This window comes from Kitasatospora sp. McL0602, assembly GCF_052076145.1.
Taxonomy (GTDB): domain Bacteria; phylum Actinomycetota; class Actinomycetes; order Streptomycetales; family Streptomycetaceae; genus Kitasatospora.
The window spans coordinates 1,798,314-1,813,584 of the sequence record NZ_CP197246.1 but is presented as its reverse complement, the minus strand read 5'-3'; the positions used below and the strand labels follow the sequence as shown (position 1 = coordinate 1,813,584).

The 15,271-nt window shown below is 71.3% G+C and carries 14 protein-coding genes; 10 read left to right on the top strand and 4 right to left on the bottom strand.

What is annotated here, in order from left to right:
• The first annotated feature begins 15 nt into the window (after nucleotides 1-15).
• The 10 genes from ACR68M_RS08380 (at nucleotide 16) to ACR68M_RS08335 (ending at nucleotide 9,937) form a co-directional block, all read left to right on the top strand.
• Nucleotides 16-474: a Rieske (2Fe-2S) protein gene (locus ACR68M_RS08380; RefSeq protein WP_441249812.1), complete on the top strand. Its 459-nt coding sequence runs from the start codon at nucleotides 16-18 to the stop codon at nucleotides 472-474.
• A 56-nt stretch (nucleotides 475-530) separates the two neighbouring features.
• Nucleotides 531-2,597: an excinuclease ABC subunit UvrC gene (uvrC, locus tag ACR68M_RS08375; protein ID WP_441249811.1), complete on the top strand. Its 2,067-nt coding sequence runs from the start codon at nucleotides 531-533 to the stop codon at nucleotides 2,595-2,597.
• Between the two features lie 74 nt (nucleotides 2,598-2,671).
• On the top strand, nucleotides 2,672-3,502 hold the full coding sequence (gene rapZ, locus ACR68M_RS08370; RefSeq protein ID WP_441251541.1) for an RNase adapter RapZ: 831 nt from the start codon (nucleotides 2,672-2,674) through the stop codon (nucleotides 3,500-3,502).
• Nucleotides 3,503-3,562: 60 nt separating this feature from the next.
• Entirely contained in the window at nucleotides 3,563-4,618 is a 1,056-nt protein-coding gene (locus tag ACR68M_RS08365) for a gluconeogenesis factor YvcK family protein (protein ID WP_441249810.1), read from the top strand.
• Complete coding sequence (whiA, locus tag ACR68M_RS08360) at nucleotides 4,609-5,589, top strand: DNA-binding protein WhiA (protein ID WP_441249809.1); 981 nt, start codon at nucleotides 4,609-4,611, stop codon at nucleotides 5,587-5,589. The genes ACR68M_RS08365 and whiA overlap by 10 nt, the downstream gene beginning before the upstream one ends.
• A gap of 271 nt (nucleotides 5,590-5,860) precedes the next feature.
• Complete coding sequence (gap, locus tag ACR68M_RS08355; protein ID WP_441249808.1) at nucleotides 5,861-6,865, top strand: type I glyceraldehyde-3-phosphate dehydrogenase; 1,005 nt, start codon at nucleotides 5,861-5,863, stop codon at nucleotides 6,863-6,865.
• A 155-nt stretch (nucleotides 6,866-7,020) separates the two neighbouring features.
• Entirely contained in the window at nucleotides 7,021-8,226 is a 1,206-nt protein-coding gene (locus tag ACR68M_RS08350; RefSeq protein WP_441249807.1) for a phosphoglycerate kinase, read from the top strand.
• Nucleotides 8,227-8,230: 4 nt separating this feature from the next.
• Complete coding sequence (gene tpiA, locus ACR68M_RS08345; protein ID WP_441249806.1) at nucleotides 8,231-9,016, top strand: triose-phosphate isomerase; 786 nt, start codon at nucleotides 8,231-8,233, stop codon at nucleotides 9,014-9,016.
• An 86-nt stretch (nucleotides 9,017-9,102) separates the two neighbouring features.
• Nucleotides 9,103-9,339 (top strand): preprotein translocase subunit SecG, encoded by a 237-nt coding sequence (gene secG / locus ACR68M_RS08340; RefSeq protein ID WP_441249805.1) that lies wholly within the window; start codon nucleotides 9,103-9,105, stop codon nucleotides 9,337-9,339.
• Nucleotides 9,340-9,649: 310 nt separating this feature from the next.
• Nucleotides 9,650-9,937 (top strand): RNA polymerase-binding protein RbpA, encoded by a 288-nt coding sequence (locus tag ACR68M_RS08335; protein ID WP_063349510.1) that lies wholly within the window; start codon nucleotides 9,650-9,652, stop codon nucleotides 9,935-9,937.
• Between the two features lie 21 nt (nucleotides 9,938-9,958).
• Here ACR68M_RS08335 and ACR68M_RS08330 read toward each other — a convergent pair whose 3' ends face one another.
• The 4 genes from ACR68M_RS08330 to zwf all read right to left on the bottom strand — a co-directional run bounded on the left by ACR68M_RS08330 (nucleotide 9,959) and on the right by zwf (nucleotide 15,221).
• A complete protein-coding gene (locus ACR68M_RS08330) occupies nucleotides 9,959-11,686 on the bottom strand; it encodes a hypothetical protein (RefSeq protein WP_441249804.1) in 1,728 nt (575 codons plus the stop codon).
• 69 nt (nucleotides 11,687-11,755) lie between these two features.
• Nucleotides 11,756-12,544 (bottom strand): 6-phosphogluconolactonase, encoded by a 789-nt coding sequence (gene pgl, locus ACR68M_RS08325; RefSeq protein ID WP_441249803.1) that lies wholly within the window; start codon nucleotides 12,542-12,544, stop codon nucleotides 11,756-11,758.
• Nucleotides 12,541-13,659: a glucose-6-phosphate dehydrogenase assembly protein OpcA gene (gene opcA / locus ACR68M_RS08320; protein ID WP_441249802.1), complete on the bottom strand. Its 1,119-nt coding sequence runs from the start codon at nucleotides 13,657-13,659 to the stop codon at nucleotides 12,541-12,543. The genes pgl and opcA overlap by 4 nt, the downstream gene beginning before the upstream one ends.
• A complete protein-coding gene (gene zwf, locus ACR68M_RS08315; RefSeq protein WP_441249801.1) occupies nucleotides 13,656-15,221 on the bottom strand; it encodes a glucose-6-phosphate dehydrogenase in 1,566 nt (521 codons plus the stop codon). Before zwf ends, opcA begins: the two co-directional genes overlap by 4 nt.
• Nucleotides 15,222-15,271 lie beyond the last annotated feature (50 nt).

Here is a 15,271-nt window from a genome sequence, read left to right as displayed (position 1 = left end):
AGGGAGCTGCCACCGATGACCGAGAACTCCGGCACCACCAGCCGTCGGACACTGCTCTGCGGGGCGGCCGCCGCCCTCGCCACGGGCGGTGCCGTCGCCGGCTGTGGCTCGGCCGCGTCCTCCTCGTCCAACACGGCGTCCGGCACCGCGTCCAAGAGCCCGAAGCAGCCGCCCGCCCCGGTCGAGGTCGGCGCGGCGGCGGACGTGCCGGTCGGCGGCGGCAAGATCTTCGCCGAGCACAAGATCGTCGTGACGCAGCCGACGGCCGGTCAGTTCAAGGCGTTCAGCGCGCGCTGCACCCACGCGGGCTGCCTGGTCGACCAGGTCAAGAACAACCAGATCCAATGCCCGTGCCACGGCAGCCGGTTCGGCATCGCCGACGGCGCCGTCCAGGACGGCCCCGCGCCGGAGCCGCTGCCTGCGTACCAGGTCGCCGTGGCGGACGGGAAGATCACCGTCACACCCGCCCAGTAGGTACCGCCAGGCGGGATGGCCCACGAGGTGTCGTCAGGAATCGGTACGGTAGAGGCATGGCCGACCCCTCCACGTACCGCCCGGCGCCCGGGGCCATCCCGACCTCGCCCGGCGTCTACAAGTTCCGCGACGCGCACGGGCGGGTCATCTACGTCGGCAAGGCGAAGAGCCTGCGCCCGCGCCTGTCCTCGTACTTCCAGGACCTGGCGGGGCTGCACCCCCGGACGGCGACGATGGTCACCACCGCCGCCTCGGTGGAGTGGACGGTGGTCGGCACCGAGGTCGAGGCGCTCCAGCTGGAGTACTCCTGGATCAAGGAGTTCGACCCGCGCTTCAACGTCAAGTACCGCGACGACAAGAGCTACCCGGAGCTCGCCGTCACCCTGAACGAGGAGTTCCCGCGCGTCCAGGTGATGCGCGGCGCCCACCGGAAGGGCGTGCGCTACTTCGGCCCGTACGGGCACGCCTGGGCGATCCGCGAGACGGTCGACCTGATGCTGCGGGTCTTCCCGGTGCGGACGTGCTCCAACGGCGTGTTCAAGCGCGCCCAGCAGGTCGGGCGGCCCTGCCTGCTCGGGTACATCGGCAAGTGCGCGGCTCCCTGCGTCGGCAAGATCTCGCAGGCCGAACACGTCGAGCTGGCCGAGGAGTTCTGCGACTTCATGGCCGGCCGCACCGGCGGCTACCTGCGCCGGCTGGAGCAGCAGATGGCGGCGGCCGCCGCCGAGCTGGAGTACGAGAAGGCCGCCCGGTTGCGCGACGACATAGCGGCGCTGCGGCGCGCGATGGAGAAGAACGCGGTCGTCCTCGCCGACGGCACCGACGCCGACCTCTTCGCCCTCGCCGAGGACGAACTCGAGGCCGCCGTCCAGATCTTCCACGTCCGGGGCGGCCGGGTGCGCGGCCAGCGCGGCTGGGTCACCGACAAGGTCGAGGACATCGACACCCCGGCCCTGGTCGAGCACGCCCTGCAGCAGCTCTACGGCGGCGGCACCGAGTCCGTCCCGCGCGAGGTGCTCGTCCCCGCCCTGCCGGAGCCGCTCGGGCCGGTGCAGGAGTGGCTCACCGCGCTGCGCGGCTCGCAGGTCGACCTGCGGGTGCCGCAGCGCGGCGACAAGAAGGACCTGATGGTCACCGTGCAGCGCAACGCCCAGCAGGGCCTGGCGCTGCACAAGACCAAGCGCGCCTCCGACCTGACGACCCGCAGCCGGGCGCTCCAGGAGATCACCGACGCCCTGGAGCTGGACAGTGTCCCGCTGCGGATCGAGTGCTTCGACATCTCGCACCTCCAGGGCGAGGACGTCGTCGCCTCGATGGTGGTCTTCGAGGACGGGCTGGCGCGCAAGAGCGAGTACCGGCGGTTCCAGATCAAGAGCTTCGAGGGCCAGGACGACGTCCGCTCGATGCACGAGGTGATCACCCGCCGGTTCCGCCGCTACCTCCAGGAGCGCGAGCAGACCGGCGAGTGGGCGGTGCCCGAAGCGGACGAGGGCGGCCCCGACGACGGCCCCCGCACCGACGACGGCCGCACCGACGACGGCCGCCCGAAGCGCTTCGCCTACCCGCCGCAGCTGCTGGTGGTCGACGGCGGGCAGCCGCAGGTCGCCGCCGCCCGGCGGGCGATGGACGAGCTGGGCATCGACGACGTCGCCCTGTGCGGCCTGGCCAAGCGGCTGGAGGAGGTCTGGCTGCCCGGCGAGGACGACCCGGTCGTGCTGCCGCGCTCCAGCGAGGGCCTCTACCTGCTCCAGCGGGTCCGCGACGAGGCGCACCGCTTCGCGATCACGTACCAGCGCAGCAAGCGCGGCAAGCGCTTCACGGCGGGGGAGCTGGACTCCGTTCCCGGGCTCGGCGAGACTCGCCGACAGGCGCTGCTCAAGCACTTCGGCTCTCTGAAGAAGCTGCGCGCGGCCACCGTGGAGCAGTTGTGCGAGGTCCCCGGGGTGGGTCGTCGCACCGCAGAGACTGTTGCGGCAGCGTTGGCCTCCCGTCCACCGGCCGCACCAGCGGTGAACACCGCGACCGGCGAGATCATTGAAGACGTGCGGGAGGGCCACGCCCCAGGGAGCGAAGACGAGGGCGTCGTGGCCGGCCGAACCATCGAGAGCGGGGAACCGAAGTGACAGTGTCCGACCAGGGGGGCACCTCCCAGCCGAAGGCCGGGGCAGAATCCCCGGAACTGGTGATCATCTCCGGCATGTCCGGAGCCGGCCGCAGCACGGCCGCCAAGTGCCTGGAGGACCTCGGCTGGTTCGTCGTCGACAACCTGCCCCCCGCCCTGATCCCGACCATGGTCGACCTCGGCGCGCGTTCGCAGGGCGCGGTGCCGAGGATCGGCGCCGTGGTGGACGTCCGCGGCCGGAAGTTCTTCGACGACCTGCGGACCTCCCTCGACGACCTGGCCAAGCGCGGTGTCCGGCTCCGGGTGGTCTACCTGGAGTCCTCCGACGACGCCCTGGTGCGCCGCTTCGAGAGCGTCCGCCGCCCGCACCCGCTGCAGGCCGACGGCCGGATCGTGGACGGCATCGACCGCGAGCGCGACCTGCTTCGCGAGCTGCGCGGCGAGGCCGATCTGGTGATCGACACCTCCAACCTCAACGTGCACCAGCTGCGCGCCAAGCTGGACGCCCAGTTCGCCGACCACGACGAGCCGGAGCTGCGCGCGACGGTGATGTCCTTCGGCTTCAAGTACGGCCTGCCCGTCGACGCCGACCTGGTGGTGGACTGCCGCTTCCTGCCGAACCCGCACTGGGTGCCCGAGCTGCGGGCCCGTACCGGCACCGACAGCGACGTGGCGGACTACGTCTTCAAGCAGCCCGGCGCCAACGAGTTCCTGGACGGCTACACCGAACTGCTCAAGATCGTTACCGAGGGCTACCGCCGGGAGGGCAAGCGCTACATGACACTTGCCGTAGGCTGCACCGGTGGCAAGCACCGGAGTGTCGCGATGTCCGAGCGGCTGACCAAGCGTCTGATCGCCGACGGCGTGGAGACGGTGCTGGTCCACCGGGACATGGGCCGGGAGTGACCGGCCGCCGGTGACCGGACGGGGAGTGACAGCCGCGCCCCGCCGGCCGCTCTCAGGAGTATGGAACAGGAACGTGGGGTCGGTGTGACGGGTTACTCGCCGGAGGCCGAGCTGCCGGCCGAGCAGCCGGCCGAGCAGCCGAGAGTGGCCGCCCTCGGCGGCGGCCAGGGCCTCTCCGCCTCGCTCTCGGCGCTGCGCCGCCTCACCACCGAGCTGACCGCCGTCGTCACCGTCGCCGACGACGGGGGCTCCAGCGGGCGGCTCCGCTCCGAGCTGGGCGTGCTGCCCCCGGGCGATCTGCGCAAGGCGCTGGCCGCCCTCTGCGGGGACGACGACTGGGGCCGCACCTGGTCCGAGGTGATCCAGCAGCGCTTCAGCAGCAACGGCGCCCTGCACGGCCACGCGGTCGGCAACCTGCTGATCGTCGCCCTCTGGGAGAAGCTCGGCGACCCCGTCGCCGCACTGGACTGGGTCGGCCGGCTGCTCAACGTGCAGGGCCGGGTGCTCCCGATGTCGGCCGTGCCGCTGGACATCGAGGCGCTGGTACGCGGCCACGACCCGGCTCGCCCGTGCGACATCACGGCCGTCCGGGGGCAGGCCAGCGTCGCCGTGACGCCCGGCACCGTGCAGTCGATCAAGCTGCTGCCCGAGCTGCCGCCCGCCGTGCCGGAGGCCGTCGCGGCCGTCCGCGCGGCGGACTGGGTGGTGCTCGGGCCCGGCTCGTGGTTCACCAGCGTGCTGCCGCACCTGCTGGTGCCCGAGCTGGCCAAGGCGCTCTCGGACACCCGGGCGCGCCGCCTGCTCACGCTCAACCTGGCGCCGCAGCCCGGCGAGACCGAGGGCTTCACCCCGCAGCGCCACCTGGAGGTGATCGCCGACCACGCCCCCGGGCTCGCGGTGGATGCGATCCTGGTGGACGAGCGGGCGGTGACCGGCGGCGCCTTCGGCGTGGCCGACCTGAGCGGGCTGGAGAAGGCCGCCGCGCGGATGGGCGCCGCACTGGTGCTCGACCAGGTCGCGGCCGACGACGGCACCCCGCGACACGACCCGGAGCTCTTGGCGGCTGCGTACGACCGGATTTTCCGGACACATGGAAGGATCGGCCCATGGCGATGACACCGGCGGTGAAGGACGAAATCAGCCGGCTCCCCGTCACCCGGGCCTGCTGTCGTAAGGCTGAGGTGTCGGCGATCCTGAGGTTCGCGGGCGGCTTGCACATTGTGAGCGGCCGGATCGTGATCGAGGCGGAGCTGGACACCGGTATTGCGGCGCGACGACTGCGCAAGGATCTGCTGGAGATCTTCGGACACTCCTCGGACCTGGTGGTGATGGCCCCCGGCGGCCTGCGACGGGGCAGCCGGTACGTGGTGCGGGTGGTCAAGGACGGCGAGTTGCTGGCCCGGCAGACCGGGTTGGTGGACGGGCGAGGACGCCCGATCCGGGGCCTCCCCCCGGCGGTGGTCTCCGGCGCGACCTGCGACGCGGAGGCGGCCTGGCGCGGCGCCTTCCTGGCGCACGGCTCGCTGACCGAGCCGGGCAGGTCCTCCTCCCTGGAGATCACCTGCCCCGGCTCCGAGGCGGCGCTGGCCCTGGTCGGCGCGGCCCGGCGGCTCGGCATCCCGGCGAAGGCCCGCGAGGTGCGCGGGGTCGACCGGGTGGTGATCCGGGACGGCGACGCGATCGGCGCGCTGCTGACCAGGCTCGGCGCGCACGAGTCGGTGCTGGCCTGGGAGGAGCGCCGGATGCGGCGCGAAGTCCGGGCGACGGCCAACCGGCTGGCGAACTTCGACGACGCGAACCTGCGCCGTTCGGCCCGCGCGGCCGTCGCGGCCGGGGCCCGGGTCCAGCGCGCGCTGGAGATCCTCGGCGAGGAGGTACCCGAGCACCTGGCCGCGGCCGGCCAGCTGCGGATGCAGCACAAGCAGGCCTCGCTGGAGGAGCTGGGCGCACTCGCCGACCCGCCGCTGACCAAGGACGCGGTCGCCGGCCGCATCCGCCGCCTGCTGGCGATGGCCGACAAGCGGGCCGGGGAGCTCGGACTGCCGAGCACCGAGGCCAACCTGACGGACGAGATGGCGCTCAACTGAGACGGTCGGACTAAAGCGCGGCCAGAAGCACGAACGAGAAGGGGCGCGGTGCTCCGCCCGACCGAGGTCGGGCGGAGCACCGCGCCCCGCTGCGTTGACCAGCTGTCCGCCCCTTGGGACGAAGGTCCTGACTTTCCGCCACGCCAAGGCACGCGGCAGGAGGGGATGTGCCCAGGCGGGGCCCGGAGGGGTAGGGTCATGGGTGGTCGGGGACATCCCATTTTCACCCCCGTCGGACCAGCTCCGGCGTACCTAAGAGGAGATCGGTTTCGTGACGATCCGGGTAGGCATCAACGGATTCGGCCGCATCGGCCGCAACTTCTTCCGTGCGGTCAAGGCTCAGGGCGCGGACATCGAGATCGTCGGTGTCAACGACCTCACCGACACCAGGACCCTGGCTCACCTGCTCAAGTACGACTCGATCCTGGGCACCTTCCAGGGCGAGGTCAGCCACACCGCTGACAGCATCACCGTCGACGGCCACACCTTCAAGGTCGTCGCGGAGCGTGACCCGGCCAACCTTCCCTGGGCCGAGCTCGGCGCGGACGTCGTCATCGAGTCCACCGGCATCTTCACGAAGGCCGAGGCGGCAAAGAAGCACCTCGTCGCCGGTGCGAAGAAGGTCATCATCTCGGCGCCCGCCACCGACGAGGACGTCACCATCGTGATGGGCGTCAACGACGAGAAGTACGACGCCGCCAAGCACGACATCATCTCCAACGCCTCCTGCACCACCAACTGCGTGGCGCCGCTGGCGAAGGTGCTGCTCGAGAACTTCGGCATCGTCAAGGGTCTGATGACCACGGTGCACGCGTTCACCAACGACCAGGTCACGCTGGACTTCCCGCACAAGGACCTGCGTCGCGCCCGCGCCGCCTCGCTCAACATCATCCCGACCTCGACGGGTGCCGCCAAGGCCACCGCGCTGGTCCTGCCGGAGCTGAAGGGCAAGCTGGACGGCACCTCGCTGCGCGTCCCCGTCCCGACCGGTTCGATCACCGACCTGGTCGTCACGCTGGAGCGCGAGGTCACCGTCGAGGAGGTCAACGCGGCCTTCCAGAAGGCGTCCGAGGGCTCCCTCAAGGGCATCCTCGAGTACACCGAGGACCCGATCGTCTCCTCCGACATCGTGAACTCGCCGTTCTCCACGATCTTCGACTCCCTGATGACCATGGTCCAGGGCAACCAGGTCAAGGTCTTCGGCTGGTACGACAATGAGTGGGGCTACTCCAACCGCCTCGTCAACCTGACCTCGCTCGTCGGTGGCCAGCTCTGACGCAGCGGAAGCTGACGTGATGTGAGAGGGAGGGCCCGGAAGGCTATTCACACAGCCGTCCGGGCCCTTGCTCTGCGCTCCCTCACCTCTCTGCCCGGCGGCCCAGTGCCGTGCCGCTGCCTCGTGCCACCTTCTCCCCAGGAGACTCGAAGACCGTGAAGACCATCGAAGACCTCGACGTCGCCGGCCGCCGCGTGTTCGTCCGCGCCGACCTCAACGTGCCGCTCTCGGACGGCCGGATCACCGACGACGGCCGCATCCGCGCCGTCGCGCCGACCATCGCCAAGCTGGTGCAGGCCGGTGCCAAGGTGATCGTCGCCTCCCACTTGGGCCGCCCCAAGGGTGCGCCCGACCCGCAGTACTCGCTCGCCCCCGTCGCCGGCCGCCTCGGCGAGATCCTCGGCACGTCCGTCGCCTTCGCGACCGACACCGTGGGCGAGAGCGCGAAGGCCACCGTCGCCGCCCTGGCGAACGGCGAGGTCACGCTGCTGGAGAACCTGCGCTTCAATGCGGGCGAGACGGCCAAGGACGACGCCGAGCGCGGCGCCTTCGCCGACCAGCTGGCCGAGCTGGCCGACCTCTACGTGGGCGACGGCTTCGGCGCGGTGCACCGCAAGCACGCCTCGGTCTTCGACCTGCCGGCCCGCCTGCCGCACGCCGTCGGCGACCTGATCGCCACCGAGGTCGGCGTGCTCAAGCGCCTCACCGAGGAGGTCGAGCGCCCGTACGTCGTCGTGCTCGGCGGCTCCAAGGTCTCCGACAAGGTCGGCGTGATCGACAACCTGCTGGGCAAGGCCGACCGCATCCTGATCGGCGGCGGCATGGCGTACACCTTCCTCGCGGCGCTGGGCCACGAGGTCGGCATCTCGCTGCTGCAGAAGGACCAGATCCCGACCGTCCTGGAGTACCTGGAGCGGGGCAAGGCCAACGGCGTCGAGTTCGTGCTCCCGGTCGACGTCTCGATCTCCGCGTTCTTCCCGGACACCAAGACGCACGCCCCCGTGCCGGACTTCGAGGTCGTCGCCGCGGACGAGATCCCCGCGGACAAGGAGGGCCTGGACATCGGCCCGAAGACCCGCGAGCTCTTCGCCGCGAAGCTGGCCGACGCGAAGACCGTGTTCTGGAACGGCCCGGTCGGTGTCTTCGAGCACCCGACCTTCGCCGAGGGCACCAAGGCCGTCGCGGCCGCACTGCTGGCGAGCGACGCGTTCACCGTGGTCGGCGGCGGGGACTCCGCCGCGGCCGTCCGCATCCTGGGCTTCGACGAGACGAAGTTCGGACACATCTCGACCGGCGGTGGCGCGAGCCTCGAGTACCTGGAGGGCAAGACGCTCCCCGGTCTCGCCGCCCTGGAAGGCTGAACACATGAGTGACCGCACCCCGCTGATGGCGGGCAACTGGAAGATGAACCTCAACCACCTCGAGGCCATCGCCCACACCCAGAAGCTCGCGTTCGCGCTCGCCGACAAGGACTACGCGGCCGTCGAGGTCGCCGTCCTGCCGCCGTTCACCGACCTGCGGTCGGTGCAGACGCTGGTCGACGGCGACAAGCTGAAGATCAAGTACGGCGCCCAGGACATCTCGGCGCACGACTCCGGTGCCTACACCGGTGAGATCTCCGGCCCGATGCTCGCCAAGCTGAAGTGCACCTACGTGGCCATCGGCCACTCGGAGCGCCGCCAGTACCACGGCGAGAACGAGGAGATCGTCAACGCCAAGGTCAAGGCCGCCTACCGCAACGGCATCGTCCCGATCCTCTGCATCGGCGAGCCGCTGGAGATCCGCAAGGCCGGCACCCACGTCGCCTACACGCTGACCCAGCTGGACGGCGCCCTCGAAGGCGTGTCCGCCACCGACGCCGAGCAGATCGTCGTTGCGTACGAGCCGGTCTGGGCCATCGGCACCGGCGAGGTGGCCACCCCGGAGGACGCGCAGGAGGTCTGCGCGGCGATCCGGGTCCGGCTGGCGGAGCTGTACTCGGCCGAGCTGGCCGAGAAGGTCCGCGTCCTGTACGGCGGTTCGGTGAAGGCGGCCAGCGCGGCCGGCCTGATGGCCAAGCCCGACGTGGACGGTGCCCTGATCGGCGGTGCCGCTCTCGACGCCGACGAGTTCGTCAAGATCGTGCGGTACCGTGACCAGGCAGTAGGCTAACGCCGCCGCAGCAACGTAGGCTTTGGGGCCGGACCGCAGTGGCGGCCCGGCCCCTTCGCCGAAGATACGAGAGAGTTGGTCCCGCCGTGGTTCTCGGGTTCTCGATTGCCCTGATCATCTTCAGTCTTCTGATGGTCATCCTGGTGCTGCTGCACAAGGGGAAGGGCGGCGGCCTTTCCGACATGTTCGGCGGTGGCTCGATGTCCGCCGGTGGCGGCTCCGCGGTGGCCGAGCGCAACCTCGACCGCATCACCATCGTCGTGGGCCTCGGCTGGTTCGCCTGCATCGTGGTGCTCGGCCTGGTGCTCAAGTACAAGAGCTGACGCTCGCGGTCGCGTGCTTGTCGGCCGATCTGACGGTGCGTCGTCGGGCCGTCTATCCTGAGTGAGCCTCAGTGTCGGAGGCGGTGGGGACAGATCCTTAACTGCTGCTTACACTAAGACAACTTCGCCACCGTCCGCAGGCTGCGGCCGGGCGGCAGTGGATTCAAGCCGCCGCCCCCGCGGGGCACGGATACGGGCAGCCCACCTCGGGGCGCGGGCACCGGCCGAGATCGCATCGCACCAGCACGCAGGGAGTCAGACCGTGGGAAGTGGCAACGCCATTCGTGGCAGCAGAGTCGGCGCCGGCCCGATGGGCGAGGCGGAGCGCGGCGAATCCGCCCCCCGCAACCGGATCACCTTCTGGTGCGCGAACAAGCACGAGACGCGCCCCAGCTTCGCAGCCGAGGCCGTCATCCCGGACACCTGGGACTGCCCCCGCTGCGGCTTCCCGGCAGGGCAGGACGAGCACAACCCGCCCGCGCCGTCCCGCAACGAGCCGTACAAGACCCACCTCGCGTACGTCCGCGAGCGGCGGACCGACGCGGACGGCGAGGCGATCCTCGCCGAGGCGCTGGCGAAGCTGCGCGGCGAGATCTGAGCTGGGCCGGGCCCGAGGGCGTCACCGACTTTCGGTGGCGCCCTTCGTCATGAGCTCGGCGAGGTGGATGCGGACCGTGGCCGCCTTCTCGCTGGCCACGCTGTCGAAGGCGGCGATCGACGTGGTCAGATCGGCCGTGGCCTGCTCGGGCTGCCCCAGGCGTGAACGGACCAGGCCCAGCGTGAGCAGCATCTCTCCCACCAGGTTCGGCTCGCCGATCCGTCGGCAGCCGGTGAGCAGGCTCGTCAGAGGACCGACCGCGGCTCCGAGCAGCCGCTCCGCCTCACCCGGTGGCGCCTGCTGGATCTCCCTGGCGAGTCGGCACACGGCGACGGTGTGGCTGATCGCCTCGCTCACCGCTTGCCGGTGGGCGCCGGGAGGAAGGGCCACGAGCGCACCGTCCAGCTGGCTCAGGATCGAGATCAGTCCGTCGAGGGCGGCCTCCGCCCCACCTGCTCTGATCAGGGCGACTCGTACAGCCACCCAGGCCATGTTGACCACGCTCTCCATGGCGACCCGGTTCGTGGCGTCCGCCAGCAGGGCACCCCGGTCCGCCAGCGGGTCGGTGATCTTCCAAGCCTCGGAGACGTTCCGAAGCTCGGCGCTCAGCCACTGCGAGGCCTGTCGACCCTGTAGACCGGGCAGTCGCGCGGCCTGGATCTCCGCCGCCGTGTCGATGTAGTAGCTGACGACCCGCTGCTGGGCGTCGGCCGCGTCCTCGACCTCGCAGTCCGCCGCGTAGAGCCGGACCAGGTCGTGGAAGCTGTAGCGGTCGCCGGAGCGGGTGACCAGGTGGGCGCGGGTGAGGCTGCGCAGGAGGCGGGCGGTCTGGCGTTCCGTGCGGTCGGCGAGGACGGTGGCGGCCGGGAGGCCGATGTCCGGGCCCGGGTTGAGGGCGAGCAGGGCGAAGAGCCGGGCCTCCTCGAGGGTGAGGTGCCGGTACGAGAGGTCGAAGGTCGCCCGGATCGCGAAGTCGGAGCCGAAGTCGAGCTCGGTGAGGCGTTCGCGGGCGTCGGTGAGATCGGCGACGAGCTCGGCGGGGGAGCGGTCGGTGAGCAGCGCGGCGGCGATCCGCAGGGCCAGCGGCAGGCGGCCGCAGAGGCGGGCCAGTTCGGCGTACGCGGGGTCGGGGCCGGCGAGTTCGGTGAGCAGGGCCACCGCTTCGGGCTCGGTCAGGACGTCGATGCTGAGGTGGCGCGGCGTGAGCGTCCGGTCGGCCAGGGTGTGACGGCTCGTCACCAGGACGCGGTGGCGCGGGTCGCCGGGCAGCAGCGGGGTGATCTGGTCGGCGGCGGAGGCGTTGTCGGCGACCAGGAGGAGGGGGTCGGGGAGGGCGGCGAGGCGGGAGCGGTACAGGTGCTCCTTGGCGACCAGACCCGGGGGCACCTCCTCGCCGAGGGCGTGCAGCAGGGTGTCGAGGGCCTGCTCGGGGGAGAGCCGGGAGCTGTCGTACCCCCGCAGGTCGATGAAGAGGACGCCGCCGGGGAAGCGGTCCTTCACCCGGTACGCGGCCTCGACCGCCAGCGCGGTCTTGCCGACGCCGCCCAGGCCGGAGAGGGCCGAGACCGTGACCAGCTCGCCGTCGGCGGCCAGGGCTTCGGCCAGTTCGGTGAGTTGCTGCTCGCGGCCGACGAAGACCGACCGTGGCGGCAGGCCGGAGGGCAGCACCTGCCGCTTCGCCAGGTTGACCGTGCCGGCTTGGATGACCACCCCGAACTCGCCACCGCTGATGCTGTTCGTGTTCCCCACAGGAGAGTTGTACCAAAGACAGCGGCGCGGGGAACGGTGAAGTTCCTCGCGCCGCTGCTCGTCAACCGGTTACGCGGATGCCGGGGGGTAGAGCTGGGCCGGGATCTTGGCGGCTGCTGCTCGGTCCAGGAGCCACAGGGTGCGGCTCAGGCCGTGGGCGCCGGAGGCGGGGGCCTGGATCTCGCCGGGGCCGCTGAGAGCCAGGGCCACGGCGTCGGCCTTGTCCTCGCCTGCTGCCAGCAGCCAGACCTCGCGGGCCGAGCGGATGGCGGGCAGGGTGAGGGAGATCCGGGTGGGGGGCGGCTTGGGGGCGCCCCGGACGCCGATGACGGTGCGTTCGGTCTCGCGGACTCCCGGGTGTTCCGGGAAGAGCGAGGCGACGTGGGTGTCGGGGCCGACGCCGAGCAGCAGCACGTCGAAGGTCGGGACACCGGCGCGGTCACCGGGCTGGGCGGCCTTGGCGAGCTCCACCGCGTACCGGGCTGCGGCGGCCTCCACGTCGGAGCCGTCGATGCCGTCGGAGGCGGGCATCGGGTGCACCCGGGCCGGGTCGACCGGTACGGCGTGCAGCAGCTCGTGGTGGGCCTGGACGGCGTTGCGCTCGGGGTCGTCGGAGCCGACGAAGCGCTCGTCGCCCCACCAGAGGTCGAGCCGGGCCCAGTCGACCGCGTCGCGTGCCGGGGAGGCGGCGATCGCGGCGAGCAGCGCGTTGCCGTTGCGCCCGCCCGTGAGCACCACCGAAGCGGTGCCACGAGCGGCCTGGGCGTCCACGATCCGGGTGATGAGCCGGGCGGCAGCCGCCTGGGCCATCAGTTCCTTGTCGCGGTGGACGACCAGCTGCGGGGTGGCCGCGGTCATGAACCGCTCCGCTTGCGCGGCGCGGCCTTCTTGGCCACCGCCTTCTTGGCAGCCGACACCGCCTTCTTCGCCGGAGCCGCCTTGGCCGGTGCCTTGGCGGCAGGCACCTTGGCCGTCACCCGGGTCGGTGCGGCCACGGCCGCCTCGACCACCACGGGCTGGGCCTCGGGCTCCGCCGCGGCCACGGCCGGCTCGCGCAGGCGCTCGACCGGCGTGCGGACGGCGGCCGAGTAGATGTCGTCCGGGTCCAGGCGGCGCAGCTCCTCGGCGATGAGCTCCGAGGTCTCCCGCCGCTTGAGGGCGACCTGACGGTCCGGGGCCCCCGGCATCGACAGCGTCCCCATGAGCCCGTCGGGGCGGTCCAGGGTGATGGCGCCGTCCTTGGCCCGCAGCGTCACCGAGGTGATGCCGGGGCCTGCGGTGACCACCCGCTCGACCGGGACCCGCAGGCGGGTCGTCAGCCACAGGCCGAGCAGCTCGACACTGGGGTTGTACGACTCGCCCTCGACCACCGCGGAGGTGATCTTGACGGGGTGCTGGTCCAGGGCTGCGGCCAGCATCGAGCGCCAGCCGGTGATCCGGGTCCAGGCCAGGTCGGTGTCGCCGGGGGTGTAGCTGGCGGCCCGCTGGGCGAGCTGCCCGACGGGGGACTCCGCCGTGACGGCGTCGGTGATCCTGCGCTGGGCGAGCGCGCCCAGCGGGTCCTGCGCAGGGTGCTGCGGGGCGTTCTCCGGCCACCAGACGACCACGGGGGCGTCGGGCAGCAGCAGCGGCAGCACGACCGACTGGGCGTGCGCGGCCAGCTCGCCGTGCATCCGGAGGATGACGGTCTCGCCGGACCCGGCGTCGGAGCCGACCAGGATCTCGGCGTCCAGCCGCGTCTCGGCGCGGGCCCGGGGCGAACGCCCGGCCCGCTTGATCACGGCGAGGGTGCGCGAGGGGTGCTCGCGGGAGGCGTCGTTGGCCGCCTTGAGGGCGTCGTACGCGCTGCCCTCGTCGGTGACGATGACGAGCGTGAGCACCATGCCGGCGGCGGTCGCGCCGCTGCCCCGCCGGGCGTCCATCAGGGCAGCGTTGATCTTGCTGGACGTGGTGTTCATCAGGTCGATCTTCATGGCCGGCGCCAGCTCCTGCCGTCTCGTGCGAGCATCTCGTCCGCCTCGGCGGGCCCCCAGGTCCCCGAGGGGTACTGGGCGGGCTTGCCGTGGGTGTCCCAGTACTTCTCGATCGGGTCGAGGATCTCCCAGGAGAGCTCGACCTCCTGGTGACGCGGGAACAGGTTCGCGTCGCCGAGCAGCACGTCCAGGATGAGCCGCTCGTACGCCTCCGGGCTGGACTCGGTGAACGACTCGCCGTAGGCGAAGTCCATCGTCACGTCGCGGACCTCGAAGGAGGTGCCCGGCACCTTGGAGCCGAACCGCACGGTGACGCCCTCGTCCGGCTGCACCCGGATGACCAGGGCGTTCTGCCCCAGCTCCTCGGTGGCGTAGGAGTCGAACGGCAGGTACGGCGCGCGCTGGAAGACCACCGCGATCTCGGTCACCCGGCGGCCCAGGCGCTTGCCCGTCCGCAGGTAGAACGGGACGCCCGCCCAGCGGCGGTTGTTGATCTCCAGCTTGATGGCCGCGTAGGTGTCGGTCTTGGAGTTCGGGTCGATGCCGTCCTCGTCCAGGTACCCGACGACCTCCTCGCCGCCCTGCCACCCGGCGGCGTACTGGCCGCGCACGGTGTGCTTGCCCAGGTCGTCGGGGAGCCGGACGGCGCTGAGCACCTTCAGCTTCTCGGCGACCAGCGCCTTGGGGTGGAAGGAGGCGGGCTCCTCGATGGCGGTGAGCGCCATCAGCTGGATCAGGTGGTTCTGGATGACGTCCCGGGCGGCGCCGATGCCGTCGTAGTACCCGGCCCGGCCGCCGATCCCGATGTCCTCGGCCATGGTGATCTGCACGTGGTCGACGTACGACCGGTTCCAGATCGGCTCGAACATGGTGTTGGCGAAGCGGAGCGCCAGGATGTTCTGGACGGTCTCCTTGCCCAGGTAGTGGTCGATCCGGAAGACCTCGTCACGGGGGAAGACCTCGTGGACGATCCGGTTCAGCTCCTGGGCACTCTCCAGGTCGTGACCGAACGGCTTCTCGATCACCGCGCGGCGCCAGGAGTTCTTCGGCGGGTCGGCCAGGCCGTGCTTCTTGAGCTGCTGAACGACGATCGGGAAGGACTTCGGCGGGACGGACAGGTAGAAGGCGAAGTTGCCGCCGGTGCCCTGCGCCTCGTCGAGATCCTCTATGGTCTTGCGCAGCCGCTCGAAGGCGTCGTCGTCGTCGAAGGTGCCCTGGACGAAGCGCATGCCCTTCGCCAGCTGCTCCCAGACCTCCTCGCGGAAGGGGGTGCGGGCGTGGTCCTTGACCGCGTCGTGGACCTCCTTGGCGAAGTCCTCGTCCTCCCACTCGCGGCGGGCGAAGCCGACGAGCGAGAAGCCCGGCGGCAGCAGGCCGCGGTTGGCCAGGTCGTAGATGGCCGGCATCAGCTTCTTGCGCGACAGGTCACCCGTGACGCCGAAGATGACCAGACCGGACGGGCCCGCGATGCGCGGCAGCCTGCGGTCGGCCGGGTCGCGCAGCGGGTTGACGGGTGCGAGCGGGGGTTCTCCCTGCTCTACCTCGGGGTAGTCGTTGCTCACCGGGTGGGCTCCGTTGTTTTCAAGATGAGGCGCAGTAGTGAGAGCAGGGG